Below are 25,423 nucleotides of genomic sequence, written 5' to 3' on the forward strand. Positions count from 1 at the left end.
GCCGCGTCACCCGGCCCGGGTACGCTGCGGTCTGCCGCCCCCACCGGCCTCCGGTTCGCCGCCGGCCCGTCCCCCCACCGACTGAGAGGCGCCCAGGTGACCGCTCTCCGCCCGCTCCCGCGCATCCGCCGGGCCGCGCTGCCGCTGCTCCTCTGCGCCGGCCTCGCGACGGGGCTGACCGCCTGCGCCGCCGACCCGGACGAGGGCACCAACGGCGTGGGCAAGCTGACCGCGCAGGCCATCGAGCAGAAGGCCCAGACCTCGGCGGACGCGGCGAAGGCGGTACGGCTCTCGGGCACGCTGGTCAGCAAGGGCGGCACGTTCAAGCTGAACATGCGGCTGAAACAGGACGGTGCCTCGGGCTCGGTGACGACGAAGAACAGCACCTTCGAGCTGCTGCGGGTCGGCGACGCGCTCTATCTGAAGGCGGACGCGGGCTTCTGGTCGCACGAGGACAAGCCCGCGGACCCGGGATCGGGCACGGGTTCCGGTTCCGGTTCCGGTTCGGACGGTGGTTCCGGTTCCGGCTCTGGTTCGGATACGGGATCCGATGCCGCGGACAAGCTCGACGACATGTACGTGAAGGTGCCGCAGGACGACCCCTCGTACAAGCAGCTGCGCGGCTTCACCGACATGGGCGTGCTGCTCGACGGGCTGATCGGGCTGCACGGCGACCTCGTCAAGGGCGACCACGGCAAGATCGGCGGCACCCGCACGATCACCATCAAGGGCGGCGAGAGCGGCGACGGCGGCTCCCTCGACGTCTCCCTGGACGGCACCCCGTACCCGGTGCGCTTCGCGCGCGGCGGCGGCGCGGGCGTGGTGCTGCTGTCCGAGTGGGACCAGGACTTCGCGCTGACGGAGCCCTCGAAGGGCCAGACCGTCGACTACGGCAACCGCCTGCCCCGTACCTAGGTCCCGGCTCGGCACCCAGGTCCCGGCGGCTCCGCTCAGCGGCGCTTCTTCCTGCGGAAGAGCAGCTTCGGCAGCGCGGCCGGCACCGGACGCCGGGTGGTCGCCTCCGACGGCAGCGGTGCGGCGGCGAGCGAGCCGTCCGGCAGATCGGTCGTCGAGGAGCGCGGTTCGAGCCGCACCACCCGGCACTCGCGCGCCCAGCGCGCCGGCACGGCCTCGCCGTCGGGCGCGTTCAGCCGCTTGCCCTTGAGCTCGGCGACGGCCGCGTCCCACTCCTCCGTACCGGCCGCGATCTCCCGTACGGCGGCGGTCCAGGCGACGATCCGGCCGCCCTTGTCCTTGCTGCGCACGGTGACCTCGGCGGTGCCGCCGTCCGTCAGGCCCGGCAGCGGCTGCTCGCCGGGTCCGTCGCCGACGACCAGGGCGGCGCCGTCGTGCCACACGTGCCAGAGCGCGCGGGCGGCCGGGGCCTCGCCCCGGACCCAGATGAGGCCGGACTTCTTGGTGGCCTCCTCGACGAGGGCGGGCCCGAACAGCGCGTCTGTCATGACCGCAGCCTACCGAGCGGCGTCACCGGCCGATGCCCGCGCCGATGCCGATGCCGACCTCCGCGCCGCTGGTGCCGGCGCCCGCGACGCTCCCGGGTCTACAGCCAGCCGTTGCGCTTGAGCGTGCGGTGGATGGCGAAGCAGATGACGGCGATGCCACCGAGCACCAGCGGGTAGCCGTACTTCCACTCCAGCTCCGGCATGTACGTGAAGTTCATGCCGTAGACGCCGCAGACCGCCGTCGGGACGGCGACGATCGCCGCCCACGAGGTGATCTTGCGCATGTCCTCGTTCTGGGTGACCTGCGCCTGCGCGAGGTTGGCCTGGAGGATCGAGTTGAGCAGTTCGTCGAAGCCGACGACCTGCTCCTGGACGCGCGCGAGGTGGTCGGCGACGTCCCGGAAGTACTTCTGGATGTCCGGGTCGACGAGCCGCATCGGCCGCTCGCTGAGCAGCTGCATCGGGCGCATCAGCGGCGTGACGGCCCGCTTGAACTCGAGGACCTCGCGCTTGAGCTGGTAGATCCGCCCGGTGTCGGCGCCGCGCGTGGAGCCCTTGGCGGGCGGCGAGAAGACGTCGATCTCGATCTGGTCGATGTCGAGCTCGACGGCGTCGGCGACCGCGATGTAGCCGTCGACGACGTGGTCGGCGATGGCGTGCAGCACGGCCGAAGGGCCCTTGGCGAGCAGCTCGGGCTCGCCCTGGAGGCGGTGGCGCAGGTTGCGCAGCGAGCCCTGGCCACCGTGCCGGACGGTGATGACGAAGTCGGGGCCGGTGAACACCATCACCTCGCCGGTCTCCACGACCTCGCTGGTGGCGGTGAGTTCGGCGTGCTCGACGTAGTGGATCGTCTTGAAGACGGTGAAGAGGGTGTCGTCGTACCGCTCCAGCTTGGGCCGCTGGTGGGCGTGGACGGCGTCCTCGACGGCGAGCGGGTGCAGCCCGAACTCGGCCGCGATACCGGCGAATTCGGCCTCGGTCGGCTCGTGCAGCCCGATCCACGCGAAGCCGCCGCGGTCCCGCACCTGGCGCATCGCGCCGCGCGGGGTCAGGCAGGCGCGGTCGTCGACCCGGCGGCCGTCGCGGTAGACGGCGCAGTCGACGACGGCGGTGGGGGCGGCGGGGTCGCGGGTGGGATCGTACGGCGGCGCGACGACGGGCTTGCGGAGGGACTGCCGCAGGGACGGGCGGACGGCGGCGCGCAGGTCACGGATCATCGACATGGGCGTGCTCCTTCACGGATCGGCCGTCGGCGACCGTGGCGCAGCCCGGAATGGGGACGTGGTGGTTCGTCGTCCACAAAGCGGGCGGCACCGGGGGATCGCGGTGACGGCGTTCGCTACTGACGGGGCAGAGAGCGCTGATCTCGGGCAGGAGCGCTGCTCTCAGGCAATGAAGGGAGCTCTTCCGTCGTGCGAGATGCCGGAGAGGAGGGACCTTCGGACGGTCCTGGAGTCACCGGAGGGAAACGCGCCCGGCTGGTGCGGATGATGCTTGTGTTACTGCCGGTGCGGCTCGGCGGAAGAGCGGCTGGTACTGCCCGATCGACTTCGATCCATCGCAGTCCCACCTCCTCCGGCCGGTCCCTCGTGAGGGATGACGTGTGACGAGCAGTCGGGTCATCAGTCCCGACCAGTGGCCAAGACTATCAGCCGACTGAGGGTCAATCCCTTACTTTGCCCGTTCCATACGCGCTTTATGCTCGCCGCATGGCAGAAATTCTCGCTCTGGTCGAGGCCCGGCTCCGAACGGCCCTCGGTGAGCCGGACGCCCGCGCCGCGATCACCTTCCTCGGCACCGACCGCATCGAGGTGCTCCGCTTCGTCGACGCGGACGCCGGCCTCGTGCGCTACGCGACCCTCGGGATGTCCGCCCAGCCGATGGCCGACCCGACGGCCGTGCTCGCCGACCCGGTCAAGGGCCCGCGCGCCGAACTGGTCCTGTCCGTACGCGCCGGCCGCGCCGACACCGATCAGGTGCTCCGTGCGCTCGCGGTGCTCGCCGCCACTCCGCAGGTCGAGGGCGTCGTCGTGGCCCCGGGCGCCTCGCTCGACGTGGGCGAGCCGCTGTGGCCGGGCGCCCCCTTCACCTCGGTCCTCGTCGCCGAGTCCGGCGGCCTGGTCGAGGACCTGGACCTGGACGACCCCATGGACCCGGTCCGCTTCCTCCCGCTGCTCCCGATGACGCAGAACGAGGCCGCGTGGAAGCGGGTGCACGGGGCGCAGGCCCTGGAGGAGCGCTGGCTGACGAACGGCACGGACCTGCGCGATCCGCTGCGCAGGTCCGTGACCCTGGACTGACCGCCCGGCCGGCCGGTCAGTCGGCGAAGACCGTGACGCCGTCCTCCGCCGCGTGCCGCGGGGCCAGTTCGGCGGCCTCGTGGGTGAGGGCGGCCCGCCGGACCCACACGATGCCCGCGCCGATCACGGCGGCGAGGGCCGCGACCACGAACGGCATGCGGATGTCGCTCCACTCCTCGATCTTCGGCGCGAGGTACGGGGCGGCCGCCGCCGCGAACCAGCGGACGAAGTTGTAGCCCGCGCTCGCCACCGGACGCGGGGCGTCCGACACCCCGAGCGCCAGCTCGGTGAAGACGGTGTTGTTGACGCCGATGAACGCGCCCGACAGGACCGTGCAGACGACCGCCGTCGTGTGGTTGCCGTAGCCGAGCACCAGCACGTCGAGCGCCAGCAGCACCAGTGAGCCGCCGAGCACCCGCAGCGAGCCGAGGCGCCGCTGCAGCCGGGGTGCGACGAGCACCGAGAAGACGGCGAGCAGCACGCCCCAGGCGAAGAACACGGCGCCCGACTTGTACGGCGTCATGTCCAGCACGAAGGGCGTGAAGGCGAGCACCGTGAAGAAGGCGTAGTTGTAGAAGAACGCGGACGCCGCCGCCGAGGCGAGCCCGCCGTGGCCGAGTGCCCGGAGGGGGTCGAGGAGCGAGGTCTTCCGGGCGGGCTTCGGCTGCTCCTTCAGGAAGACCGTGATGCACAGGAAGCCGATCGCCATCAGCGCGGCGGTGCCGAAGAACGGGTAGCGCCAGCTCGCGTCGCCGAGGAGGGCGCCGAGCAGCGGGCCGCACGCCATGCCGAGGCCGAGCGCCGACTCGTAGAGCAGGATCGCCGCCGCGCTGCCGCCGGCCGCCGCGCCGACGATCACGGCGAGCGAGGTCGAGACGAAGAGCGCGTTGCCGAGGCCCCAGCCGGCCCGGAAGCCGACCAGCTCGCCGACCGAGTCCGAGGTGCCGGCCAGCGCGGCGAAGACGACGACGAGCGCGAGTCCCACGAGCAGCGTCCGGCGGCCGCCGATGCGGCTGGAGACGAAACCGGTGACGAGCATCGCGACGGCGGTGATGAGGAAGTACGACGTGAACAGCAGCGACACCTGGCTGGGGGTGGCGTGCAGGCCCTGCGCGATCGAGGGCAGGATCGGGTCGACCAGGCCGATGCCCATGAAGGCGACGACGGACGCGCCGGCCGTGGCCCAGACGGCGGGCGGCTGGCGCAGGAGGCCGCCGCCGGCGGACGCCGGGGCTCCCGCGCCGAGCCCGTCGAAGGGTTCCTCCGCCGCTTCCGCTTCTTCCGCTCTCTTCATTCCTCACCCTCCACGGATGGTTGCGATATACACAGAATAAGTTAGGCGAGCTAATGAGTGCAAGCTACATCTATTTCTGCAGGTGAAGCCCACGGGCCGGACGGGTGATCGTCGGTGATCGTCCTTGACGGGGCGGTCCCGGGGTAGGACCGTTGAGCCCTATGAGGGGCGAACCCAGTTGCCCGAAGTGCGGTGGCCGGGTCAGGGCGCCCGGTCTCTTCGCCGACTCCTGGCAGTGCGATGTGCATGGCTCGGTGCACCCGCTTCAGCCCGTGATCCCGCCCAGCGTCGAGGCCCTCGGCGCCGTGGTGCACCGGTCCCACGTACCGGTGTGGATGCCGTGGCCCCTGCCCGTCGGCTGGCTCTTCACCGGGGTCGCGTACGCCGGTGACGACCGCAGCGGCGGACGCGCGACCGCCGTCGCCTGCTCCGGACCCGGTCCGCTCGGCGGCATCGGGGAGCTGCTGCTCGTCGCCGAGGAGCTGGGTGTCGGCCTCGGCGCCCGCTACGCCGGCATCGACGGCCCCGACCCCGGATCCGGCATGGCCATCGACAAGCCGCCCCAGGTCAAGGTGCTCGCCGCCGGCCGGCCGACCCCGCTCTGGCACGTCACCGGCGCCCCGCAGGACCGCGCGGTCTTCGCGGGCGAGGCGCGCGGCCTGTGGCTGTGGGCGATCGTCTGGCCCGAGCAGTCCGGCCTGCTGATGTACGACGAGCTGGTCCTCACCGACCTGCGGGACGCCGGCGCGGAGGTCGAGCTGCTGCCGTGCGGCGCGCTGACGCCGAGGCTGCTGACGTAGCGGGCTCGCGTGGCGGGCCGACGTGGCGGGCTCGCGTCGCGGGAGGACCGGGCGGCGGAAGGACCAGGCGGCGGAAGGACCGGGCTGCGGGAGCTGCGGAGGTAAGGGGCGTACCGGTTTCGCGGTTCCGTACACGGGTGTTCGATTCGCCCGTTATGCTGGAGCGTCCCTGTCGTCCGCCCCGAACCCCTGGAGTCCTGCGTCGTGCGCATCGATCTGCACACCCACTCCACGGCCTCGGACGGTACGGACACCCCGGCCGAGCTGGTCCGCAACGCGGCCGCCGCCGGGCTCGACGTGGTCGCGCTGACCGACCACGACACCAGCCGCGGGTACGCGGAGGCGATCGCCGCGCTGCCCGAGGGGCTCACCCTCGTCACCGGCGCCGAGCTCTCCTGCCGCTACGACGGCGTGAGCCTGCACATGCTGGCCTACCTCTTCGATCCCGAGGAGCCCGCCCTGCTCGCCGAGCGCGAGCTGGTCCGCGACGACCGCGTGCCGCGCGCCCGTGCCATGGTCGGCAAGCTCCAGGAGCTCGGCGTCCCCGTCACCTGGGACCAGGTCGCCCGCATCGCCGGCGACGGCTCCGTCGGCCGCCCGCACGTCGCCGAGGCGCTCGTCGAGCTCGGCGTCGTGCCCGATGTCTCCGGCGCCTTCACGCCCGAGTGGCTCGCCGACGGCGGCCGCGCGTACGTCGAGAAGCACGAACTGGACCCGCTGGACGCCATCCGCCTGGTCAAGGCCGCCGGCGGCGTCACCGTCTTCGCCCACCCGCTCGCCGTCAAGCGCGGCGAGTGCGTGCCCGAGTCGGCCATCGCCGAGCTCGCCGAGGCCGGCCTCGACGGCATCGAGGTCGACCACATGGACCACGACGAGCCGACCCGCGCGCGGCTGCGCGGCCTCGCGAAGGAGCTGGGTCTGCTGACCACCGGCTCCAGCGACTACCACGGCAGCCGCAAGACCATCGGCCTCGGCGACTTCACCACCGACCCCGAGATCTACGGCGAGATCACGCGCCGCGCGACCGGTGCCTTCCCGGTGCCGGGCGCGGGCGGAAGCGCCCGGTAGACATCTGATCGCGGCACGCTCGCCCTGCCCGGCCGCCCACGCGCGGCCGGGCGGGGCGAGGTGCGCATGACTTCTTCTCCACGGCATGGCTCCCGCCTGCCCATCTCCCGGAATCGCCGATTCCGGATGCTCGTGTACACCCCTTTCGCGCAAGGCCACACACCGTGTTCGACGTCGCCGTCTTCGGCTCGCTGTTCCTCACCCTCTTCGTGATCATGGACCCCCCGGGGATCACGCCGATCTTCCTCGCCCTCACCGGCGGCCGCCCCGCCAAGGTCCAGCGCCGCATGGCCTGGCAGGCCGTCGCCGTCGCCTTCGGCGTCATCACCGTCTTCGGCATCCTCGGCCAGCAGATCCTGGCCTACCTGCACGTCTCCATCCCCGCGCTGATGATCGCGGGCGGACTGCTCCTGCTGCTCATCGCGCTCGACCTGCTCACCGGCAAGACCGACGAGCCGAAGCAGACCAAGGACGTCAACGTCGCCCTGGTCCCCCTCGGCATGCCGCTGCTCGCCGGCCCGGGTGCGATCGTGTCCGTGATCCTCGCCGTGCAGAACGCGAACAGCGTCGCCTCGCAGATCTCGGTGTGGACCGCCATCGCCGCCATGCACGTCGTGCTGTGGCTGACCATGCGCTACTCGCTGCTGATCATCCGGGTCATCAAGGACGGCGGCGTCGTCCTGGTCACCCGGCTCGCCGGCATGATGCTGTCCGCCATCGCCGTGCAGCAGATCGTCAACGGCGTCACCCAGATCATCCACGGCTCCTGACGCGCTCCGGGCCCGCCGGACCCGGACGCCACTGCGCCCCCGTACGGATTCCGTTCTGCGGAGTCCGTGCGGGGGCGCGGTGCGTGGATGAGGTGTACCCGTTACGAGGCCGAGGCGTCGGCGGGCCGGATCCAGATGCGCTGGCCGATCGCGGCGGCCTGCTGCACGATCCCGTTGACGGAGGCGGCGTCCACGACAGTGGAGTCGACGGGCGTGCCGTCGATGTCGTCGAGGCGCAGGATTTCGAAGCGCATGGGCTTCTCCCTTCGTCGGAGTTGATCCTCCTGGGCGGAGAACTGCGTTACGTAGGGGTACAACGAGGTGCATCCAGCAAACATTCCCTACGCTAAGGAAATTTTTTGGATGGCTAACTACTGCGAGGTGGAGCCCTGCCGAAGGCCCCTGCTGAGGCCCTGCTCCCGATCCTCGCAGGGCGGGGTTACGACGACGCTTCCGCCGCGTTGCGACCGGCGCCCGCCCGGGGCCCGCGCACCTGCGCGCTGAGGTCCCAGAACGCGGTCAGCCGCGCCGCCAGCTCCTCCGGGTGCGAGACGTTGGGGGAGTGGCCGGCGCCCGCGACCACGGTGTGGTGCGCGCCGGTGCGGGTGGCCGCCGCCGCGAGGTCCGGCACCGGCCACACCGTCTCCTCGTCCCCGTACGCGAAGTGCAGCGGCATCGGCAGCGCCCGCAGCGCCGCCGTGCCGTCCGGGTCGCCGAGGAGCAGCCGGCCCGCGCCCGAGAGCTGCGCGATCCTCGTCCGCATCCAGCGGCGGCGCAGGAAGCCCACGATCTCCGGCGGATCCGTCTCGCCCGGCTCCTCGCCCCGGCTGTCCAGCCAGCGGGTCGCCTGCCACACCCGCTCCTTCGACAGCAGCGCGAGCGCCGTGCGCAGCGCCCGGACCCGTACCCGCTGGGAACGCGCCACCTTCGTCGGGCCCGAGGCCAGCAGGGTCAGCGAGAGGAACGCGTCCGGCGCCAGCTCCGCCGCCGCGCGGGCCACCAGACCGCCGAAGGAGTGCCCGAGCAGATGCACCGGCCCGTCGCCGAGCGCCGCCGCCTGCGCCACCGCGTCGAGCGCGAGCGCCCGGCGGCGGTAGGCCGCCCGGCCGCGCGGGCCCGGCGTCTCGTGCTGGCCGCGCCCGTCGACGGCGACCACGCGATACCCGGCCTCGGCCAGCGGGCCGAGCAGCGCCAGGAAGTCCTCCTTGCTGCCGGTGAAACCGGGCAGCAGCAGCGCGGTCCCGTGCCGGGGACCGGAGGCGGGCGCGGGCGCCGTGTCGAGGGCGGCGAAGTCGCCGCGCGCGGTGGAGAGCCGGTAGGCACGGGTGCGGGGCGGCAGCGCGAGGGACCGGGGCTTGCTCATACAGGGACTGTAACCGCACTCCCCGGCATGCCCTCCCCGCGCAGACGCGACTCGGCCCGGCCCCTCGGTGAGGGACCGGGCCGAGTCGCGTGAACGACTACGCCTCCGGTGCGGCGGCGGTCTTCTTGGTGGCGCGCTTGCGCGGCGCCGCCTTCTTCGGGGCCTCCGGCGCGGCGGCTTCGGCGGTCTCGGCGACCGGCTCGGCCACGGCCTTCTTCGCCGTACGGCGACGGGTCGTCGTCTTCGGCTCGGACGCGTCCGGAGCCACGGCGGCGACGGCCTTCTTGGCCACGGTCCGCTTGCGCGGGGCGGCCTTCTTCGGGGCCTCGGCCTCGGCGGCTTCGACGGTCTCGGCGACCGGCTCGGTGGCGACGGCCTTCTTGGCGGCGGTCCGCTTGCGCGGCGCGGCCTTCTTGGGCGCCTCGGCCTCGGCGGTCTCGACGGTCTCGGCGACCGGCTCGGTGGCGACGGCCTTCTTGGCAGCCGTGCGCTTGCGCGGCGCGGCCTTCTTGGGCGCCTCGGCCTCGGCGGTCTCGACGGTCTCGGCGACCGGCTCGGCGGCGACGGCCTTCTTGGCAGCCGTGCGCTTGCGCGGCGCGGCCTTCTTCGGCGCCTCGGCCACGGGCTCGGCGACCGGAGCGGCCACGGGCTCGGCGACCGGCTCGGCCGCGTCGATGATCACCACGCCGGCCCCGGCGGAGGTCGACGTCACCGGGCTCGACGCGCGGCGGGTCGCCCGGCGGCGCACCGGCTTCGGCTCCTCGACCGGAGCGGCGACCGGCTCCTCGACCGTGACCTTCGGCTCCTCGACGACGGCCGTGACCGAGTTCGTCGCCGGACGCGTCGCCCGACGGCGGGCGCGCGGGCCCGACGAGGGAGCCGTGGCCTGCGCGGGCACGGCGACGGTCGTACGCACCGGCTCGGCCGTGGGCTCGGCCTTCGGCTCGGGCTTCGGCTCCTCGGTCACCTGGGCCGGCACCGTGGCGGCGGCGAGCGCCCGCGCGGCCGTCTCGACCGTCTGGAACGTCACCGTCTCCTCGGGACGCGGACGCGCCCGGCGGCGGCGCGGCGCGGCCGCCCCGGCCGGAGCGGCCACGGCGACGGCGGCCTTCTCGGCCACCGGCGCGCCACGGCCACGACGACGGCGCGGGGCCTCCTCGGCCGGGGCGGCCGGGGCCTCGGCCGCGGTGGTCCTGGCGGCGGACCGGCCGCGGGTGCGACGGGTCCGGCCCTCGGCGGCGGGTGCCTCGGCGGGCGCCTCGGTGACCGGGGCCGCGACCGGGGCGGCCTCAGCGACCGGGGCGGCCTCCGCGACGGGGGCGGCCTCCACCGCGACGGTCTCGACCGTGGTCTCGGCAGGCGCCTCGGCCGTACGGGCCTCGCCCGAGCGGCCACGACGGCGGCGGGTCCGGCCGCCCTCGGTGGCGGCCGGGGCCTCGGCCGGGGTCTCGGCGACGGCCGGGGCCGTCTCGGTGGCCGGAGCGGCCTCGGCCGTCACGACCGGGGTCGCGCCCGCGACCGGGATGCCGGCGCCGGCTCCGCCACGGGTGCGGCGGCGGCGCGGGCGGCGCGGACCGGTGGACTCGGCGTCCGTGCCCGCGGCGGGGACGGCGGTCTGCTCGGTGGTCGCCGGGCTCGCCTCGTCGGCGAGGTCGGAGCCACCGCGCGTACGACGGCGCTGGCGCGGCGTACGGGTGGGGGCCGGGCGCTCCTCGGCCTGCTGCTGCTCGCGGCGCGGGGCGCGGCCGCGGCGGCCGCCGGGCTCGCCCAGGTCCTCGATCTCCTCCGCGTCGAGACCGGCGCGGGTGCGCTCGGCGCGCGGCAGGATGCCCTTGGTGCCGGCGGGGATGTCGAGCAGCTCGTAGAGGTGCGGAGAGCTGGAGTACGTCTCGGCCGGGTCGCTGAAGTTCAGCTCCAGGGCCTTGTTGATCAGCTGCCAGCGCGGGATGTCGTCCCAGTCGACGAGCGTGATCGCCGTACCGCTCGCGCCCGCGCGGCCGGTGCGGCCGATGCGGTGCAGGTAGGTCTTCTCGTCCTCGGGGGACTGGTAGTTGATGACGTGGGTGACGCCCTCGACGTCGATGCCGCGCGCGGCGACGTCGGTGGCGACGAGCACGTCGACCTTGCCGTTGCGGAAGGCGCGCAGCGCCTGCTCGCGGGCGCCCTGGCCGAGGTCGCCGTGGACCGCGCCGGAGGCGAAGCCGCGGCGCTCCAGCTGCTCGGCGATGTCGGCGGCGGTCCGCTTCGTACGGCAGAAGATCATCGCGAGGCCGCGGCCACGGGCCTGCAGGATGCGGGCGACCATCTCCGGCTTGTCCATGTTGTGGGCGCGGAAGACGTGCTGCGCGATGTTGGCGTGCGTCGCGCCCTCGTCGTCCGGCGAGGTCGCGCGGATGTGCGTGGGCTTCGACATGTAGCGGCGGGCCAGGCCGATGACGGCGCCCGGCATGGTCGCCGAGAACAGCATGGTCTGGCGCTTCGCCGGAAGCATGTTCATGATCTTCTCGACGTCGGGCAGGAAGCCCAGGTCGAGCATCTCGTCGGCCTCGTCCAGGACGAGGACCTTGACGTGCGACAGGTCGAGCTTGCGCTGGCCGGCCAGGTCGAGCAGTCGGCCCGGGGTGCCGACGACGACGTCGACGCCCTTGTTCAGGGCCTCGACCTGCGGCTCGTAGGCGCGGCCGCCGTAGATGGCGAGGACGCGCACGTTGCGCACCTTGCCGGCGGTCAGCAGGTCGTTGGTGACCTGCTGGCACAGCTCGCGGGTGGGGACGACGACGAGCGCCTGCGGGGCCTCGGTCAGCCGCTCGGGCGCGGCCCGGCCCGCCTCGACGTCGGCGGGGACGGTGACGCGCTCCAGGATCGGGAGGCCGAAACCGAGGGTCTTGCCCGTGCCGGTCTTGGCCTGGCCGATGACGTCGGTGCCGGAAAGGGCGACCGGAAGGGTCATCTCCTGGATGGGGAAGGGGGTCACGATGCCGACGGCTTCCAGGGCCTCGGCCGTCTCGGGAAGGATCCCGAGCTCTCGGAACGTAGTCAGGGTGCTGCCTCTTCTGTGAGACGCGGCGCGAGGCGAACGAGGGGGGTCTCACCGTGCCGGGAACTTCCGGCGGGATCGGGAAGATCACCACCGGGTGGCGCGGGACCGCTGCCTTCGCTCGAGCGTCGTGCCGCTGAGGGACCCTTCGGCGGGCCGCCGGAAGGGCTGTCGGGCCGGAGCCGATCGGGCCACCGACCGGGCATCCTCATTCATGAGTCGGCCCACCAGGTACGTCCGAACGTGCGAAAGCATGTCCGCATACTCAGCAGGCGCCTTACCACTGTACCCCGGAATCGCGCATGTGTGTCGGGAGAATTCCCGGCGAGGTCACGGTCACAGTCACTGACCAGGGCCCTTGGTGGGCGGCGGAGCGGGCTATTGTGCGCTTCATGGAGACGCCCGACAACGCCACACCCACCGGTATCGCGGCCCAGGACTGGGCCACGGCCTCCGCCGTGCCGCAGTACCGCGCCGCCGTGATCGACCTGCTCGGCGCCCTCGCCTACGGCGAGCTCGCGGCCTTCGAGCGGCTCGCCGAGGACGCCAAGCTGGCGCCGACCCTCGCGGACAAGGCCGAGCTGGCGAAGATGGCCTCCGCCGAGTTCCACCACTTCGAGCAGCTGCGCGACAGGCTCGCCGCCGTGGACGTCGAACCGACCGAGGCGATGGAGCCCTTCGCCAAGGCGCTGGACGAGTTCCACCGCCAGACCGCCCCGTCCGACTGGCTGGAGGGCCTGGTCAAGGCGTACGTCGGCGACTCGATCGCCAGCGACTTCTACCGCGAGGTCGCGGCCCGCCTGGACTCCGACACCCGCGCCCTGGTCCTCGGCGTGCTCGACGACACCGGCCACGGCAACTTCGCCGTCGAGAAGGTCCGCGCCGCGATCGACGCCGACCCGCGCGTCGGCGGCCGCCTCGCCCTGTGGGCGCGCCGGCTGATGGGCGAGGCCCTGTCGCAGGCGCAGCGCGTGGTCGCCGAGCGCGACGCGCTGTCGACGATGCTGGTCGGCGGCGTGGACGGGATGGCCGCGGGCTTCGACCTCGCCGAGGTCGGCCGCATGTTCTCCCGGATCACCGAGGCGCACACCAAGCGGATGGCCGCGCTCGGCCTCGCCGCGTAGCAACGCGCGGGAGCCGGCGCGCCGGTCGGCCGCGGTGGGATCAGACCGCGGCTGATCGGCGCAGCCGCCGCGAGGCGGGCCGGATCAGCAGCGACAGCAGGACGGCCGCGACGGCGACGGCGCCGACCAGGGTGGCCAGGAAGTGCCCGGGTCCGAGGGCGCCATGGGTGACCAGGGCGCCGAAGACGCCGCCGAGCGTCCCGGTGACGAGGACGGCGCCCCGTGCGGGGAGGCGGTCGGAGAGCCGGTGCAGGGCGGCCCAGGCCAGGGCGAAACCGAGCAGAGCGGCACCGAGGGCTTCCAGGAACACGGCGGATCACCTCGCGGGGGTGTGCGGGGCGGGCAGTTCGGTCACACCCGTCCTACCCGGTCACTCGTGATGACAATCCTCCCGATACCGCCTGACGTGGGCAGACGCGCGAAAACGGGCAAGGGCCCGGTGGACCGAGATCCACCGGGCCCTTGCCCGTCTGTGTGTCGCTCAGAGCGCGCCGAAGCCCACCCGGCGCACCGCCGGCTCGCCGAGCTCGATGTACGCGATCTTGTCAGCCGGCACCAGGACCTTGCGGCCCTTCTCGTCCGTCAGGCTGAGCAGCTGAGACTTGCCGCCCAGCGCGTCGGACACCGCGCGCTCGACCTCCTCGGCAGACTGTGCGCTCTCCAGCACGATCTCCCGGGGCGTGTGCTGCACGCCGATCTTGACCTCCACGGCTTTGTCCCTCCGAACGGTCAGCCTTGCGCGTGGGTCCCGCGCCGTACTCGCCCACATTAGCCCGGTGAGGGGACGCGCACGGCGCGCGCGGGGCACGCCAAGAGCGAACAGCCCGGTGCCGGTCAGTGGCCCTCGGCGCTCAGCTGTCCGTCGGCGCCGTGCAGCGGGAAGCCGGCGATGCCGCGCCAGGCGAGCGAGGTCAGCAGCGCCACCGCCTTGTCGCGCGGGACGGGGGACTCGCTGGACAGCCAGTAGCGGGCGACGACCTGGGAGACACCGCCGAGCGCGACGGCGAGCAGCATCGACTCGTCCTTCGCCAGGCCGGTGTCCTCCGCGATGACGTCGGAGATCGCCTCGGCGCACTGGAGCGAGACCCGGTCGACGCGCTCGCGCACGGCCGGCTCGTTGGTGAGGTCCGACTCGAAGACCAGCCGGAAGGCACCGCCCTCGTCCTCGACGTACGCGAAGTAGGCGTCCATCGTGGCCGCGACGCGCAGCTTGTTGTCCGAGGTGGACGCGAGAGCCGTGCGCACCGACAGGAGCAGCGCCTCGCAGTGCTGGTCGAGCAGCGCCAGATAGAGGTCGAGCTTGCCGGGGAAGTGCTGGTAGAGCACCGGCTTGCTGACGCCGGCCCGCTCGGCGATGTCGTCCATGGCGGCCGAGTGGTACCCCTGGGCGACGAACACCTCCTGGGCCGCGCCGAGGAGCTGGTTCCGTCGGGCACGGCGCGGCAGGCGCGTGCCCCGAGGGCGTGCTGCCTCTGTCTGCTCGATGGCGCTCACGCCGCCTCCCAAAAATCGATCCATGCGCGCAGTGGCGTCGCGCCGCCATCGTACTTTTGGGTAACCCGGCTGTGCGCGGTGCGAACGCAGAATTTCACGGACCGGACGCCTCGGGCGAGAGGGGACGGCCAAGTAGTTGGGCAATAAACCGAACAAATCAACAAAGGACCACGGCGCCGTACGGGGCTACTCAGCGGTAGTCCTCTTCGTCCAGCGTGACGACCCGGGCCTGTTCGAGGGCGTCCGCGTCGTTCGCGGCCTCGTGCCGGAGGTGGTTGAGCGGTTCGTCCTCGTCCTGCTGCAGTTCGGTGTGCTGCTCGGCCGCGTCGGCCTCCGGGGTCTCCTCGTCGAGCACGACGTCCTCTTTCTCGGCGAATGTTTCCGGCTCGTTCGGGTCGGCAGTCATGCGGTTCCTTCCGGTCCTTCCGGCGAGCGGGTCTGTCCGTCCCTGTCCGGCGGGCGGGTCCGCGGGTGCTGTCCGACGGCCATGGCTGGCCCTCACTCCGAGCGTAGGAGTTCCTCCGGCGCACCGCACCCGAACCGGCGCCGCGCACGGCCGCGGACGGCCGCGGACCGAAGGATCCGGCGCCGCGTCGGATCCTGTGACGCCACCCACACGCGCCCGGGCGTGATCGTCTCGTAATATCGCTGCCATGTCCTCGACCGAGCTGCCGGAAACCCGGACCGCCGCATCGCCCGCGACCCGGCCGCCGCGCACCGTGCGGGTCGCCGACGGCGAGGAGCTGCGGTCCGTCGCGCTGCCCGGGCTCACCCTGACCGTGCGCGCGCGGCCCGCCGACCGGACCGGTCTGCCGCCCGCGCTGTTCGTGCACGGACTCGGCGGCTCCTCGCAGAACTGGTCGGCCCTGATGCCGCTGCTCGCCGACCTCGTCGACGGCGAGGCCGTCGACCTGCCCGGCTTCGGCGACTCGCCGCCGCCGGACGACGGCAACTACTCCGTGACGGGCCACGCCCGCGCGGTCATCCGGCTGCTCGACGCCGCCGGCCGCGGCCCGGTGCACCTGATCGGCAACTCGATGGGCGGCGCGGTCGCCACCCGGGTCGCCGCCGTGCGCCCCGACCTGGTCCGCACCCTGACGCTGGTCTCCCCGGCCCTGCCCGAGCTGCGCGTGCAGCGCAGCGCCTGGCCGACCGTGCTGCTCGCGGCGCCCGGCATCGCGCCGCTGTTCGCGAAGCTGACGAAGGAGTGGACGGCCGAGCAGCGCGTCCGGGGCGTCCTCGACCTCTGTTACGGCGACCCCGGCCGGGTCTCCGACGAGGGGCTGCGGCACGCCGTCGAGGAGATGGAGCGGCGCCTGGAGCTGCCGTACTTCTGGGACGCCATGGCCCGCTCCTCGCGCGGCATCGTCGACGCGTACACGCTCGGCGGCCAGCACGGACTGTGGCGCCAGGCGGAGCGGGTGCTCGCGCCGACGCTGCTCGTGTACGGCGGACGGGACCGGCTCGTGGGCTACCGGATGGCCCGCAGGGCGGCCGCCGCGTTCCGCCACTCGACGCTGCTCACGCTCCCGGAGGCCGGGCACGTGGCGATGATGGAGTACCCGGAGGCCGTCGCCGCGGCGGTACGGGAGCTGATCGCCGGGGCCGCCGACGCGCGGCCGGCGGCGGCCGAGGGCGGGAGCTGAGCCGGACCGTGGGACGACATAGTCGCAAGGGCCCCGCCGCACCGGTGAGCGACACCGGTCAGCGGGAGGCCGCAGGGCCGGGGCCGGGGACGGGGCGACGCAGGCGGAGCGGCGGGCAGCAGCCCCCGGCGGCACCGCGGCCCCCGCGCCCGTACGACGACGGGTACGACAGCACGTACGACGACACGCCGGGCCAGGGCACGCCGGCGTACGGCACGCCGGGCCGTGGAACTCCCGCGCACGGCACTCCCGCGCACGGCACGCCGGTGTACGGCACTCCCGCGCACGGCACTCCGGCGCAGGGAACGCCCGGGTACGGAACGCCCGCGCACGCCGCGCCGCGCGGCCCCGGGCCGTACGACACCGCCGGCCGGCCCCTCGTACGCGGCGGGCATCCGGCCCACGCCGAGGCGGCGGCCCCAGCCGCCCGCTACCCCTACGCGAAGCCCGCGCCCGCCGCGCCCGCCCCGTCCACCGGTCCCGCGGCCCCGTTCATACCGGCGCCGCGCCGCGAGACGGTCCCCGCCGAGGAGCCCGCGGAGCCGCCGCAGCCCGCGGCCAAGCCGGGCGGCGCCCTCGGCCGTACCCTCACCGGGATCGCCGCGGCCGCCATCACCACCGTCCTCGCCGTCGTCGTCGCCGGCCAGGTCGCCGAGAGCGACGGCGACGGCTCGCGCGCGACGCACGCGGCCGACGACTCCGCCGACCGCGTCGGCGCCGCGAGCCCGGCCTCGCGCTCCGACGACCGGGCCGCGCCGGCGCGGCCCGCCGCGCCGCCGACGTACGAGCAGCTGATGGCCCGCCAGTTCCCCATCGACCCGCACTTGAAGGGGTCGGGGGAGTTCCAGGCCGTGGGCGGGTTCGACAAGGCGCCCGGCAAGGGGCGCAGGATCCGCTACCGGGTGGACGTGGAGAAGGGGCTCGCGCTCGACGGGACGCTGTTCGCCGAGGCCGTGCAGAAGACGCTCAACGACCGGCGCAGCTGGGCCGGCAAGGACGAGATGACCTTCGAGCGGATCTCGACCGGGAAGCCGGACTTCGTCATCACGCTGGCCAGCCCGGGCACCACCGGCGCCTGGTGCGCCAAGTCCGGTCTCGACACGACGGTCGACAACGTGTCCTGCGACTCGGCCTCCACCGAGCGCGTGATGATCAACGCGTTCCGCTGGGCGCAGGGCTCGGTCACCTACGGCCCGCGGGCGATGCACGCCTACCGCCAGATGCTCATCAACCACGAGGTCGGGCACCGGCTCGGGCACAGCCATGTGAGCTGCCGCACGCCGGGCGCGCTCGCTCCGGTGATGCAGCAGCAGACGAAGTCGCTGGACATCGACGGGATCAAGTGCCGTCCGAACTCGTGGGTGCATCCGGAGAGTTGACGGGCCGTCGGTCGGCCCTCCGGGATCCGTTGTCCACATAGTGGGAACGGCGTCTCATAATCGTCCTGTGCGCGTTGACATCGTTCAGGCGTTCGTCCATATTTCTCGGCATGTCGAACCGAGCCGTCACCACCGAGCGCGCCGCCCTTGAGCTGGCGCTCTTCGGCGTGACCGGCCACGCGGTCGCCGACATCCTCTGTCGCTGACGCCCGCCCGAGCGCGCGCGTCGGCCTGCACCTCGTAGAGCCGTTTCCCGCTTTCCCGCGCCCGGGTTCCCTTCCCGTGGGCGCGCTCTTCCTCCTCACCCTCCGGGCCTGATCCGGTTCGGCGTGCCTGCGGAACTCCCTTTCTCCTTCCCGCAGTTCACCCGAGAGGTTCCTTCGATGCGTCCATCGTCCGTGATTTCGCGCCGCGTGGCGGCCGCCGCCGTCAGTCTCGTCCTGGCCTCGGGCGCCGTCGCCTGCGCCGGACCCGAGGACGCCGCCGGCGGGGGATCCGCCGGCAAGGGCGCGGACGGCGCCCCGCGGAAGGGCGGCACGCTCTCCGTCCTCAACAGCGAGGCGCAGACCGACTTCGACCCGGCCCGGCTCTACACCTCCGGCGGCGGCAACATCCCGTCCCTCGTCTTCCGTACGCTCACCACCCGCAACCGCGAGGCGGGCGCCGCCGGCACCGAGGTCGTCCCCGACCTCGCCACCGACACCGGCCGCCCCAACAAGGACGCCACCGAGTGGACGTACACCCTCAAGGACGGGCTGAAGTTCGAGGACGGCACGCCCATCACCAGCGCCGACATCAAGTACGGCATCGAGCGCTCCTTCGCCGCCGAACTCTCCGGCGGCGCCCCCTACCTGCGCGACTGGCTGGTCGGCGGCGAGACCTACCAGGGCCCCTACAAGGACCCCAAGGGCCTCGCGTCGATCGTCACGCCCGACGCGAAGACGATCGTCTTCAAGCTGCGCAAGCCCGAGGGCGAGTTCCCCTTCGTCGCCACCCAGACCCAGTTCACGCCCGTCCCCAAGGCCAAGGACACCGGCGCCAAGTACGAGGAGCACCCCGTCTCCTCCGGCCCGTACAAGGTCGTGACGAACCAGAACGACGGCGAGCACCTCGTCCTGGAGCGCAACGCGCACTGGGACCCGAAGACCGACGACGAGCGCAAGGCCTACCCCGACCGGATCGACGTCCGGTCGGGCCTGGACGAGGCCGTCATCAACCAGCGGCTCGCCACCTCCGCGGGCGCCGACGCCGCCGCCGTCACCACCGACACCAACCTCGGCCCCGCCGAACTCGCCCAGGTCGGCTCCGACAAGGCGCTCGCCGCCCGCGTGGGCACCGGCCACTTCGGCTTCACCAACTACATCGCCTTCAACCCCAAGGTGAAGCCCTTCGACAACCCCAAGGTCCGCCAGGCCATCTCGTACGCGGTCAACCGCACCAGCGTCGTCAACGCGGCCGGCGGCTCCGCGCTCGCCGAGCCCGCCACCACCTTCCTGCCCGAGCAGAAGTCCTTCGGCTTCACCCCCTACGACCACTTCCCGGCCGGGAAGACCGGCGACCCGGCGAAGGCGAAGCAGCTGCTCAAGGAGGCCGGCTACCCGAACGGCCTGACCGTCACCCTGCTGCACTCCACCGCCCAGAACCGCGCCACCAGCCCCGAGATCGCCACCGCCATCCAGGAGGCGCTCGCCAAGGCCGGCATCACCGTCAAGCTCGACGGCCAGCAGCCCAACGCCTTCAACGAGAAGCGCTGGAGCGTCAAGGACGCGCCCGGCATCTTCCTCTCCCGCTGGGGCGCCGACTGGCCGGCCGGCGGACCCTTCCTCGCGCCGATCTTCGACGGCCGGCAGATCGTCACCAACGGCTCCAACTACAACCACGCCCAGCTGAACGATCCCGCGGTCAACAAGGAGATCGACGAGATCAACAAGCTGACCGACCTCAAGGCCGCCGCCGCCCGCTGGGGCGCCCTCGACAAGAAGATCGGCGAGCAGGCCCTCGACGTGCCGCTCTTCCACCCCGTCTACAAGCGGCTCGTCGGCAAGGACGTCAAGAACGTCGTCATCAGCGACTGGACCGGAGTCCTCGACGTCTCGCAGGTCTCCGTCAAGTGACCGTGCCGACCGATCTCCCGGCACCCGTGGCGGCGGGCACCCCCGCCGCCACGGGCGCCGCCCGGCAGGTGTGGCGCCGGCTGCGCACCCGCCCCGCCGCCCTCACCGCCGCCGCCGTCCTCGTCCTGCTCGTGCTGCTCGCCGCGGGCGCGCCGCTGCTCGCCGCCCTCGCCGGCCAGGACCCGCACACCTACCACGACGACCTCGTCGACTCCGCCCGCGGCGGCGTCCCGTACGGCTCCTTCGGCGGGATCAGCGCCGAGCACTGGCTCGGCGTCGAACCCGGCACCGGCCGCGACCTCTTCGTCCGGCTCCTCCACGGCGCCCGGATCTCGCTGCTCGTCGCGCTCGGCGCCACCGTCGTCCAGATCCTCCTCGGCGTGCTGATCGGCCTCGCCGCCGGACTCGGCAACCGCTGGATCGACGGCGCCCTCGGCCGGTTCACCGACGTGTTCCTCGCCCTGCCGTTCCTCGTCCTCGCCATCGCGCTCACCGCCGTCGTCCCCCACGACTTCCCGCGCCCGCTGCTGCTGATCCTGGTCATCGGAGTGATCGGCTGGGCCGGCACCTCCCGGATCGTGCGCGCCCAGACGCTCACGCTGAAGAGCCTCGACTTCGTCGCCGCCTCCCGGCTCGCCGGCTCGGGGCCCTGGCGGACCGCCCGGCGCGAACTGCTGCCCTCGCTGGCCGCGCCCGTGCTCACCTACGCGGCCCTCCTCGTGCCCGGCAACATCGTCACCGAGGCCTCGCTGTCCTTCCTCGGCGTGGGCGTCACCCCGCCCACCCCGTCCTGGGGGCAGATGCTGTCCACCGCACAGACCTGGTTCCGGGCCGACCCGGCGTACGTGCTGCTGCCGGCCGGACTGCTCTTCGTGACCGTGCTCGCCTTCACCGTGCTCGGCGACGCCGTCCGCGCCGCCCTCGACCCGCGCGAGGCCGGCCGGCTCGGCGCGGGCACGCGAAAGGAGACCTCCCGATGACCCGTTACGCCCTCAAGCGGCTCGCGGGCGCCGCGCTCGTCCTCCTCGCGCTCTCCGTCGTCGTCTACGCGCTCTTCTACGTCGCGCCCGGCGACCCCGCCCGGCTCGCCTGCGGCGAGCGCTGCAACCCGCAGCAGATCGCCCAGGTCCGCGAACGACTCGGCCTGAACGAGAGCGTGTTCGCCCAGTACCTGCACTTCCTCCAGGGCGTGGTGGCCGGCCGCGACTACTCCACCGGCACCGGCGTGCTGCACTGCGACGCGCCCTGCCTCGGCCTGTCGTACCAGAACGACCAGCAGGTCACCGAGATCATCCTGGAGCGGCTGCCGGCCACCGCCTCGCTCGCGCTCGGCGCCATGGTGATCTGGCTCGGCGTCGGCGTCGGCACCGGGCTGCTCTCCGCGCTGCGCCGCGGCGGGATCACCGAGCGCACCCTGACCGTGCTCACCCTCGCCGGCACCGGAACCCCGGTCTTCATCCTGGGCCTGCTGCTGCTCATGGCGGTCTGCGCCTACCTCCAGTGGCTGCCCTTCCCGACCTATGTGCCGCTCGGCGAGGACCCCGAGCAGTGGGCCTGGAACATGCTGCTGCCCTGGCTCACGCTCGGCTTCTTCGAGTCGGCCAAATACGCGCGGCTGACCAGGAGTTCGACCCTGGAGACATTGGCCGAGGACCACATCCGCACCTTCCGCGCCTACGGGGTGGGGGAGCGCTCGATCGTCACCCGGCACGCCCTGCGCGGCGCCCTGCCGCCCGTCATCGCGCTCAGCGCCATCGACCTCGGCACCATGTTCGGCGGAGCCGTGCTCACCGAGTCCCTCTTCGGCCTCCCCGGCCTCGGCAAGACCCTCATCGACGGCGTGCGCCACATCGACCTGCCGGTCGTCGTGGGCATCGTGCTCGTCACCGGAGTGGCCGTGGTCCTGGCGAACGTCGTCGCCGACCTCCTCTACGCCGTCGCCGACCGAAGGGTGGTCCTGGCATGAGCACCGTCCCCACGAGCCCCGTCGTCACCGTCGAGGGCCTCACCGTCGCCTTCGGCGACTCCGTCACCGCCGTCGACGACCTCTCCTTCACCCTGGAACCGGGCCGCGCCCTCGCCCTCGTCGGCGAGTCCGGCAGCGGCAAGTCCACCGTGGCCGGCGCCCTCCTCGGGCTGCACCGCGGCACCGGCGCCCGCGTCGCGGGCCGGGTCACCGTCGGCGGCATCGACGTGGGATCGGCCGGGCCCGCCGAACTGCGGCGGCTGCGGGGCGGGGTGGCGGCGATGGTCTTCCAGGACCCGCTGTCGGCGCTCGACCCGTACTACGCGATCGGCGACCAGATCGCGGAGGTCTACCGGATCCACCATCCTGGATCCAAGAAGGCCGCCCGCGCCCGCGCCGTCGAGGTCCTCGACCGCGTCGGCATCCCCGACGCCGCCCGCCGCGCCCGCGCCCGCCCGCACGAGTTCTCCGGCGGCATGCGCCAGCGCGCGCTCATCGCCATGGCGCTCGCCTGCGAACCGCGGCTCCTCGTCGCCGACGAACCGACCACCGCGCTCGACGTCACCGTCCAGGCCCAGATCCTCGACCTGCTGCGCGAACTGCGCCAGGAGACCGGCACGGCCCTGCTGCTCGTCACCCACGACGTCGGCGTCGCCGCCGCGAGCGCCGACGACATCCTCGTCATGCGCGGCGGCCGGGCCGTCGAACGCGGGCCCGCGGCCCGGGTCCTCGCCGCGCCCTCGGAGCCGTACACCCGCGAACTGCTCGGCGCCGTGCCCCGGCTCGACGGGCCGCTGCGCCCCGCGCCCTCGGCGCCGGCCCTCGGCGAGCCGCTGCTCGAAGCCGTCGACCTGCGGCGCGAGTTCGGGCGCGGGAAGGCGAAGGTCACCGCCGTCGACGGCGTGTCGCTGACCGTGCGGGCCGGGGAGACCCTCGGCGTCGTCGGCGAGTCCGGCAGCGGCAAGACCACCCTCGGCCGGATGCTCGTCCGCCTCCTCGACCCGACCGGCGGCCGGCTGCGGTACGACGGGACGGAGATCGGCGGGCTGTCGGAGAAGGAGCTGCGCCCGCACCGGCGCGAGCTCCAGATGGTGTTCCAGGACCCCGTCTCCTCCCTCAACCCGCGCCGCTCGATCGGCGAGTCCGTCGCCGACCCGCTGCGCGCGGCAGGCGAGCGCGACGAGACGCTCGTCCGCGACCGGGTGCGCGAGCTGCTCGACCGGGTGGGCCTCGACCCCGACCGGTACGACGCCTATCCGCACGAGTTCAGCGGCGGCCAGCGCCAGCGCGTCGGCATCGCCCGCGCGCTCGCCGCCCGGCCGCGCCTGATCGTCTGCGACGAGCCCGTCTCCGCGCTCGACGTCACCACCCAGGCCCAGGTCACCGCCCTGCTCGCCGACCTCCAGGCCGAACTCGGCCTCGGCCTCGTCTTCATCGCCCACGACCTGGCGGTGGTACGGCAGGTCAGCGACCGGGTCGCCGTGATGCGGGCCGGGCGGATCGTCGAACAGGGCACCGTCGAGGAGGTGTACGGGGCGCCCCAGGACCCGTACACGCGACGGCTGCTCGCCGCCGTCCCGGCCCTGGAGCGGACCCCCGCCGCGGCCTGACGGCACCGCACGGACAGTCACCCCACGAGCCCGTAGCGCCACGGAACGCGACCGCGGTGCGAAAGTTACGAGCATTCACCCCTTCCGGTGGCGCGACGGACAACCGTCCGTCGCGCCACCGTCATGTCCGCTTACGTTCTTCCCGCCGCGGGTCGCCGGACCGACCGGTGCCCGCCGGCACGGCAGACGTCACGGGAGAACGGGGGTGTTGCTCATGCGGATCGCACTGCTCACGGAGAGTGGCTATCCGTACGCCACGGGTGAGTCCGGCCTCTGGTGCGACCGGCTCGTCCGCGGCCTCGCACCGCACGAGTTCGACGTCTACGCGCTCAGCCGCGACGCCCGCCAGGAGACCGGCCGTCGCCCGTACCTGCCGCCCAACGTGCGCGCGGTGCGCACCGCCCCGCTCCGGGACGCCGCCGGCGAGACGGCCCCCTTCGCCCGCCGCACGGGCTACGGCCGGCGCGAACGCCGGCGCTTCGAGGCCGCGTTCGCGGAACTCGCGCACGGCATCTGCGCCGGGGACGAGGAGAGCGGGGCCGGAGGGTCCGGGACCGGGGAGTCCGGGGCCCAGGGGTCCTGGGCCCGGGAATCCCAGGACCGGGAGCCGGGGGCCAGGGAGTCCGGGGCCGGGCGGTTCGCCGCCGGGCTCTACGGGCTCGCCGAACTCGCCCGCGAGCACGGCGGACTGCCCGCCGCGCTCCGCTCCGAGCCCGCCGTCCGGATCCTGGAGTCCGCCTGCCGCGCGCCCGGCGCCCGCCGCGCCGTCGCCGCCGCCACCGTCCCCGACCAGCTCGCCTTCACCGAACAGCTGGAGCGCGCGCTGCGCCCGCTCTCGCTCGACTGGTACGACGAGACGGACTCCGGCGCGGACGGTACGGGCGCCCCGGCGGGCGGCGGCCTCGCGCTCGTCGACCTCTGCCACGCCGCCTCCGCCGGGGCCGCCGCGCTCCCGGGCCTGCTGGCCAAACGCTTCTTCGGCACCCCGCTGCTCGTCACCGAGTACGGCGTCCAGCTCCGCGCCCACTACCTCGCCGCCACCGGCGCCCCGCTCCCCACCCCCGTCCGCGCCCTGCTCGCCGCCTTCCACGGCCGGCTCGCCGGCGAGGTCTACCGGCAGGCCGCCCTGCTCACCCCCGGCAACACCCACGCCCGCCGCTGGCAGGAGAAGTGCGGCGCCGACCGGGCCCGGCTGCGCACCGTCCACCCCGGCATGGACGCCGAGCGCTTCGCCGAGGTCGGCGAGGACGAGGAGAGCGGCGACCCGGCGACCCTCGCCTGGATCGGCCGGGTCGAACCCGCCAAGGACCTCGTCGCGCTGCTGCACGCCTTCGCCGAGGTGCGCCGCCGGCAGCCCGACGCCCGGCTGCGGATCATCGCCGCGCCGGTACGGGAGCCGGGCGCCGCCGCGTACCTCGCCCACTGCCGCGGCCTCGCCGAGCAGCTCTTCCCCGACGAGGCCAGCGGCGCCCATGCCGTCGGCGAGAACCCGGTCTCCTTCGAGGAGCTCGGCGGCCCCGAGGCCCCCACCCTGGAGGACGCCTACGCCGCCAGCGCCGTCGTCGTCCTCTCCAGCGTCGTCGAGGGCTTCCCGGCCGGCCTGGTCGAGGCCATGTTCTGCGCCCGCGCCACCGTCTCCACCGACGTCGGCGCGGTCGTCGAGGTCATCGGCGGCACCGGGCTCGTCGTCCCGCCCCGCAACCCCAAGGCGCTCGCCGACGCCTGCCTCGCGCTGCTGCGCGACCCCGAGCGGCGGTACCGCCTCGGCGCCGCCGCCCGCGCCCGGGCCCTGGAGCTGTTCACCGTCGAACAGAACCTCGCGGCGTTCCGCGGCATCTACCTCGAACTCCTCTCCCACTCGCCGGTCCGCCGCCGGACCAGCCGCGGCGTGCCCTTCGCCCACCCCGCCGAGGCCCATGTGCCGGGCAGCTGGGCGGACCAGCCGGTCACCGCCACGGCCGGAACGGGAGAGTCCGATGCCTGAAGGAGGCACAG

At 73.6% G+C, this 25,423-nt stretch carries 24 protein-coding genes; 14 read left to right on the forward strand and 10 right to left on the reverse strand.

Going from position 1 to position 25,423, the window contains the following annotated elements; all coding sequences use genetic code 11:
* The first annotated feature begins 96 nt into the window (after positions 1–96).
* Positions 97–915: a hypothetical protein gene (locus ACFYU9_RS35930; RefSeq protein WP_389208182.1), complete on the forward strand. Its 819-nt coding sequence runs from the start codon at positions 97–99 to the stop codon at positions 913–915.
* A gap of 35 nt (positions 916–950) precedes the next feature.
* On the opposite strand, the gene ACFYU9_RS35935 is transcribed toward ACFYU9_RS35930, so the two are convergent.
* Both ACFYU9_RS35935 and ACFYU9_RS35940 read right to left on the reverse strand, forming a co-directional pair.
* The gene (locus ACFYU9_RS35935; RefSeq protein ID WP_389347840.1) at positions 951–1,463 is read right to left on the reverse strand and encodes a hypothetical protein; all 513 of its coding nucleotides are present in this window, start codon (positions 1,461–1,463) and stop codon (positions 951–953) included.
* Between the two features lie 98 nt (positions 1,464–1,561).
* Entirely contained in the window at positions 1,562–2,686 is a 1,125-nt protein-coding gene (locus ACFYU9_RS35940) for a magnesium and cobalt transport protein CorA (RefSeq protein ID WP_389208186.1), read from the reverse strand.
* A gap of 486 nt (positions 2,687–3,172) precedes the next feature.
* On the opposite strand from ACFYU9_RS35940, the gene ACFYU9_RS35945 reads away from it, so the two are divergent.
* Entirely contained in the window at positions 3,173–3,763 is a 591-nt protein-coding gene (locus ACFYU9_RS35945; RefSeq protein ID WP_389208187.1) for a suppressor of fused domain protein, read from the forward strand.
* Between the two features lie 16 nt (positions 3,764–3,779).
* Here the strand turns inward: ACFYU9_RS35945 and ACFYU9_RS35950 are convergent, their stop codons facing one another.
* Positions 3,780–5,057, reverse strand: a complete 1,278-nt coding sequence (locus ACFYU9_RS35950; protein WP_389208189.1) for an MFS transporter — start codon at positions 5,055–5,057, stop codon at positions 3,780–3,782.
* A 161-nt stretch (positions 5,058–5,218) separates the two neighbouring features.
* On the opposite strand from ACFYU9_RS35950, the gene ACFYU9_RS35955 reads away from it, so the two are divergent.
* The 3 genes from ACFYU9_RS35955 (at position 5,219) to ACFYU9_RS35965 (ending at position 7,695) form a co-directional block, all read left to right on the forward strand.
* Positions 5,219–5,857, forward strand: coding sequence for a DUF6758 family protein (locus ACFYU9_RS35955; protein WP_389208191.1), 639 nt, complete (start codon positions 5,219–5,221; stop codon positions 5,855–5,857).
* Positions 5,858–6,061: 204 nt separating this feature from the next.
* Complete coding sequence (locus tag ACFYU9_RS35960; protein ID WP_389208193.1) at positions 6,062–6,925, forward strand: PHP domain-containing protein; 864 nt, start codon at positions 6,062–6,064, stop codon at positions 6,923–6,925.
* Positions 6,926–7,089: 164 nt separating this feature from the next.
* Complete coding sequence (locus tag ACFYU9_RS35965) at positions 7,090–7,695, forward strand: MarC family protein (protein ID WP_389208195.1); 606 nt, start codon at positions 7,090–7,092, stop codon at positions 7,693–7,695.
* 101 nt (positions 7,696–7,796) lie between these two features.
* Here ACFYU9_RS35965 and ACFYU9_RS35970 read toward each other — a convergent pair whose 3' ends face one another.
* The 3 genes from ACFYU9_RS35970 to ACFYU9_RS35980 form a co-directional block, all read right to left on the reverse strand.
* On the reverse strand, positions 7,797–7,949 hold the full coding sequence (locus tag ACFYU9_RS35970) for a hypothetical protein (protein WP_389208197.1): 153 nt from the start codon (positions 7,947–7,949) through the stop codon (positions 7,797–7,799).
* Positions 7,950–8,134: 185 nt separating this feature from the next.
* A complete protein-coding gene (locus ACFYU9_RS35975; RefSeq protein WP_389208199.1) occupies positions 8,135–9,058 on the reverse strand; it encodes an alpha/beta fold hydrolase in 924 nt (307 codons plus the stop codon).
* Between the two features lie 97 nt (positions 9,059–9,155).
* Entirely contained in the window at positions 9,156–12,008 is a 2,853-nt protein-coding gene (locus tag ACFYU9_RS35980) for a DEAD/DEAH box helicase (RefSeq protein ID WP_389347858.1), read from the reverse strand.
* Positions 12,009–12,487: 479 nt separating this feature from the next.
* Here ACFYU9_RS35980 and ACFYU9_RS35985 point away from each other — a divergent pair, with 479 nt between their 5' ends.
* Positions 12,488–13,219, forward strand: coding sequence for a ferritin-like fold-containing protein (locus ACFYU9_RS35985; RefSeq protein WP_389208201.1), 732 nt, complete (start codon positions 12,488–12,490; stop codon positions 13,217–13,219).
* A 40-nt stretch (positions 13,220–13,259) separates the two neighbouring features.
* Here the strand turns inward: ACFYU9_RS35985 and ACFYU9_RS35990 are convergent, their stop codons facing one another.
* The 4 genes from ACFYU9_RS35990 to ACFYU9_RS36005 all read right to left on the reverse strand — a co-directional run bounded on the left by ACFYU9_RS35990 (position 13,260) and on the right by ACFYU9_RS36005 (position 15,119).
* Positions 13,260–13,529 carry a hypothetical protein gene (locus ACFYU9_RS35990; protein WP_389208202.1) on the reverse strand — a complete coding sequence of 90 codons (270 nt, stop codon included), beginning with the start codon at positions 13,527–13,529 and terminating at the stop codon, positions 13,260–13,262.
* A gap of 171 nt (positions 13,530–13,700) precedes the next feature.
* A complete protein-coding gene (locus tag ACFYU9_RS35995; protein WP_389208204.1) occupies positions 13,701–13,928 on the reverse strand; it encodes a DUF3107 domain-containing protein in 228 nt (75 codons plus the stop codon).
* Positions 13,929–14,053: 125 nt separating this feature from the next.
* Complete coding sequence (locus tag ACFYU9_RS36000; protein WP_389208206.1) at positions 14,054–14,713, reverse strand: TetR/AcrR family transcriptional regulator; 660 nt, start codon at positions 14,711–14,713, stop codon at positions 14,054–14,056.
* 190 nt (positions 14,714–14,903) lie between these two features.
* Positions 14,904–15,119, reverse strand: coding sequence for a hypothetical protein (locus tag ACFYU9_RS36005; protein WP_389208208.1), 216 nt, complete (start codon positions 15,117–15,119; stop codon positions 14,904–14,906).
* Between the two features lie 247 nt (positions 15,120–15,366).
* Between ACFYU9_RS36005 and ACFYU9_RS36010 the strand changes: the two genes are divergently transcribed.
* The 8 genes from ACFYU9_RS36010 to ACFYU9_RS36045 all read left to right on the forward strand — a co-directional run bounded on the left by ACFYU9_RS36010 (position 15,367) and on the right by ACFYU9_RS36045 (position 25,412).
* Positions 15,367–16,359, forward strand: coding sequence for an alpha/beta fold hydrolase (locus ACFYU9_RS36010; RefSeq protein WP_389208210.1), 993 nt, complete (start codon positions 15,367–15,369; stop codon positions 16,357–16,359).
* A 44-nt stretch (positions 16,360–16,403) separates the two neighbouring features.
* Positions 16,404–17,738 carry a DUF3152 domain-containing protein gene (locus tag ACFYU9_RS36015; RefSeq protein ID WP_389347842.1) on the forward strand — a complete coding sequence of 445 codons (1,335 nt, stop codon included), beginning with the start codon at positions 16,404–16,406 and terminating at the stop codon, positions 17,736–17,738.
* A 110-nt stretch (positions 17,739–17,848) separates the two neighbouring features.
* Entirely contained in the window at positions 17,849–17,944 is a 96-nt protein-coding gene (locus ACFYU9_RS36020; RefSeq protein ID WP_389208214.1) for an Ms4533A family Cys-rich leader peptide, read from the forward strand.
* A gap of 177 nt (positions 17,945–18,121) precedes the next feature.
* Positions 18,122–19,852, forward strand: coding sequence for an ABC transporter substrate-binding protein (locus ACFYU9_RS36025; RefSeq protein ID WP_389347844.1), 1,731 nt, complete (start codon positions 18,122–18,124; stop codon positions 19,850–19,852).
* Complete coding sequence (locus ACFYU9_RS36030) at positions 19,849–20,832, forward strand: ABC transporter permease (RefSeq protein ID WP_389208218.1); 984 nt, start codon at positions 19,849–19,851, stop codon at positions 20,830–20,832. Before ACFYU9_RS36025 ends, ACFYU9_RS36030 begins: the two co-directional genes overlap by 4 nt.
* Positions 20,829–21,818 (forward strand): ABC transporter permease, encoded by a 990-nt coding sequence (locus tag ACFYU9_RS36035; RefSeq protein WP_389208220.1) that lies wholly within the window; start codon positions 20,829–20,831, stop codon positions 21,816–21,818. The genes ACFYU9_RS36030 and ACFYU9_RS36035 overlap by 4 nt, the downstream gene beginning before the upstream one ends.
* On the forward strand, positions 21,815–23,428 hold the full coding sequence (locus tag ACFYU9_RS36040; protein WP_389208222.1) for an ABC transporter ATP-binding protein: 1,614 nt from the start codon (positions 21,815–21,817) through the stop codon (positions 23,426–23,428). Before ACFYU9_RS36035 ends, ACFYU9_RS36040 begins: the two co-directional genes overlap by 4 nt.
* A gap of 214 nt (positions 23,429–23,642) precedes the next feature.
* Complete coding sequence (locus tag ACFYU9_RS36045) at positions 23,643–25,412, forward strand: DUF3492 domain-containing protein (RefSeq protein ID WP_389347846.1); 1,770 nt, start codon at positions 23,643–23,645, stop codon at positions 25,410–25,412.
* Positions 25,413–25,423: the final 11 nt, after the last annotated feature.

It is taken from the genome of Streptomyces sp. NPDC004327, from assembly GCF_042873935.1.
Classification (GTDB): domain Bacteria; phylum Actinomycetota; class Actinomycetes; order Streptomycetales; family Streptomycetaceae; genus Streptomyces.

Coding starts and splice junctions, on each gene's coding strand:
- ACFYU9_RS35935 (WP_389347840.1), bottom strand. CDS start 1,463: ATGACAGACGCGCTGTTCGGGCCCGCCCTCGTCGAGGAGGCCACCAAG.
- ACFYU9_RS35940 (WP_389208186.1), bottom strand. CDS start 2,686: ATGTCGATGATCCGTGACCTGCGCGCCGCCGTCCGCCCGTCCCTGCGG.
- ACFYU9_RS35945 (WP_389208187.1), top strand. CDS start 3,173: ATGGCAGAAATTCTCGCTCTGGTCGAGGCCCGGCTCCGAACGGCCCTC.
- ACFYU9_RS35950 (WP_389208189.1), bottom strand. CDS start 5,057: ATGAAGAGAGCGGAAGAAGCGGAAGCGGCGGAGGAACCCTTCGACGGG.
- ACFYU9_RS35955 (WP_389208191.1), top strand. CDS start 5,219: ATGAGGGGCGAACCCAGTTGCCCGAAGTGCGGTGGCCGGGTCAGGGCG.
- ACFYU9_RS35970 (WP_389208197.1), bottom strand. CDS start 7,949: ATGCGCTTCGAAATCCTGCGCCTCGACGACATCGACGGCACGCCCGTC.
- ACFYU9_RS35975 (WP_389208199.1), bottom strand. CDS start 9,058: ATGAGCAAGCCCCGGTCCCTCGCGCTGCCGCCCCGCACCCGTGCCTAC.
- ACFYU9_RS35980 (WP_389347858.1), bottom strand. CDS start 12,008: ATGACCCTTCCGGTCGCCCTTTCCGGCACCGACGTCATCGGCCAGGCC.
- ACFYU9_RS35985 (WP_389208201.1), top strand. CDS start 12,488: ATGGAGACGCCCGACAACGCCACACCCACCGGTATCGCGGCCCAGGAC.
- ACFYU9_RS36005 (WP_389208208.1), bottom strand. CDS start 15,119: ATGACTGCCGACCCGAACGAGCCGGAAACATTCGCCGAGAAAGAGGAC.
- ACFYU9_RS36010 (WP_389208210.1), top strand. CDS start 15,367: ATGTCCTCGACCGAGCTGCCGGAAACCCGGACCGCCGCATCGCCCGCG.
- ACFYU9_RS36020 (WP_389208214.1), top strand. CDS start 17,849: ATGTCGAACCGAGCCGTCACCACCGAGCGCGCCGCCCTTGAGCTGGCG.
- ACFYU9_RS36025 (WP_389347844.1), top strand. CDS start 18,122: ATGCGTCCATCGTCCGTGATTTCGCGCCGCGTGGCGGCCGCCGCCGTC.
- ACFYU9_RS36035 (WP_389208220.1), top strand. CDS start 20,829: ATGACCCGTTACGCCCTCAAGCGGCTCGCGGGCGCCGCGCTCGTCCTC.
- ACFYU9_RS36040 (WP_389208222.1), top strand. CDS start 21,815: ATGAGCACCGTCCCCACGAGCCCCGTCGTCACCGTCGAGGGCCTCACC.
- ACFYU9_RS36045 (WP_389347846.1), top strand. CDS start 23,643: ATGCGGATCGCACTGCTCACGGAGAGTGGCTATCCGTACGCCACGGGT.